The 1674-nt window shown below is 64.2% G+C and carries 1 protein-coding gene; it reads right to left on the bottom strand.

All coding sequences use genetic code 11. From position 1 onward, the window contains the following. On the bottom strand, positions 1 to 1674 hold a 1674-nt coding region (locus ABZX22_RS44950), incomplete at both ends, for a hypothetical protein (protein ID WP_354923442.1).

Here is a 1674-nt window from a genome sequence, read left to right as displayed (position 1 = left end):
CACGGGACCGCCGCCGGCGCGGCCGCCTGCCATGCTGCCGATCGCGCTCCCAAGCTCGTTGATCCAGCTCGACCCGGCGCCGCTGTAGCCCGAGGCCCATTTTCCTATCGCCTTCAACGCTTCCGACGCAGCCAGCTCGGCGGCGATGCGTTGCATGGCCTTGGCGAACCCCTTCACCATGCCGCCAAGCCCATCCTCGAACGGATCGAACAGGAAGTCAGCAAACGCCGTCTGCATGTTGCGGGCGGCCTGGTCGGCGACAGTCTTCATGGTCGAGGTTTTGTCCATCGTGGCGTCGGCCATCTTCTGCAGGCCGTCGCCGTTCAGAGCCGCGTAGTCGTCCTGGGCATCCTTCACCGCAGCCAGGTTGCGGAGCATCTCGGCCTGTGCCTCGCTCAGCGCTCCGAAGGCGTTGGTTTGGATGTCGTAGTTCAGCTTCGCCGATTCGCTGAGGTCGCCATGCAGGGCAATCTCGCGTTCCAGCTTTGCGATCTGTTCATCTGCACGGCTGCTGCCGGCGCCGTACAGCGCCTCGTAGTCCTCCTGGATCTGCTCCAGCAGCGACTTCTCCTTGGTCAATGCAACCGCACGACGATCGGATGCACCAGTGGCACCGCCCCCCGAGGCTGCGCCACTCCCCAGAATGCGTGCTGTGCTGTCGACCGAACCAGTCACCCCCTTGAAGTTTTCGCTAGCGGCCTCTGACTTGTACCGCTTTGTCAGCTCCCGCTGGATCTCGAGCCGTTTGGCCTCAAGGTCATTGATGCGCTTCAGGCGGGCTTCCTCCTGCCCGTCGGTCAGAGGAAGGCCGAACAAGCCCGAGGTGTTCTTCTTGGCGTAGTTGATCTGGTCGGTCAGCCGTGCCATCTGGGTGTTCAGGGCATCTTCGCCTGCGTCGCCGACCATTCCGCCCGCGTCCAGCTTTCGGAGCTGGTTGGCCTTGTCGATGAAGTTGACGATCAGCACGGCGCCGTTGGCCATCTGGGCGGCCAGGTCGCCCACCCACTTCGTGATCGAGACGAACGCGCTCTTCGTCTGGTCCGAGGCCAGGAACGCGGTCAGCTCCTTGAACTGCGGCAACAGCTCGGCCGCGACCTCGTTCTTCAGGCCCTGAAACGCCAGCTGGATCAGATTGGACTGTTCCTTCACCTCCTTCATGGCCTTCAGGGTGTCGGCATCCAGCACCGCGCCCAAACGCTGCGCCTCGTCGCCCCACTTCCGGAAGCCCTCGCCATTCCGCGCCAGCAGCGGGGCCAGCATCGACGAGTCACTGGCGAGCGCCTCCATGTAGAAGACCATCTCGGCCTGGCTAGCGCCGGCCTGCTCCAGAGCGCTGTAGTACCGCTGCAGCACCTCCGGCCCGCTCAGGTGTTGCAGCTCCTTCGCGGTCAACCCGATGCGCGGTGCGATCTGCTCGAAGAAGTCCTTCATCGCGCCGCCGCCAGTCTGCAGGAAATCACCCAGCTTGTCCTGAGTGTCCTTGAAGATGTCGGCGAGCTTGTCCTGCTGGATGCCAACGGTCGCCGCGCCGGCGGCCATTCGCTGGAACACCTGCTCGTTGGTGCCGGACAGACGGGAGAACTTCTCCAGTTCCGCCGATGCATCGACCAGCTGCCGGGTCCATCCCAGAACGGCCGTGCCGGCCGTGGCCAAACCACCAGCAATGGTTCCGCC

This window comes from Nonomuraea sp. NPDC003804 (assembly GCF_040610675.1).
Lineage (GTDB): Bacteria > Actinomycetota > Actinomycetes > Streptosporangiales > Streptosporangiaceae > Nonomuraea.
Note: the sequence above shows the minus strand (reverse complement) of the source record. Positions and strands in the feature narration are given on the sequence as shown.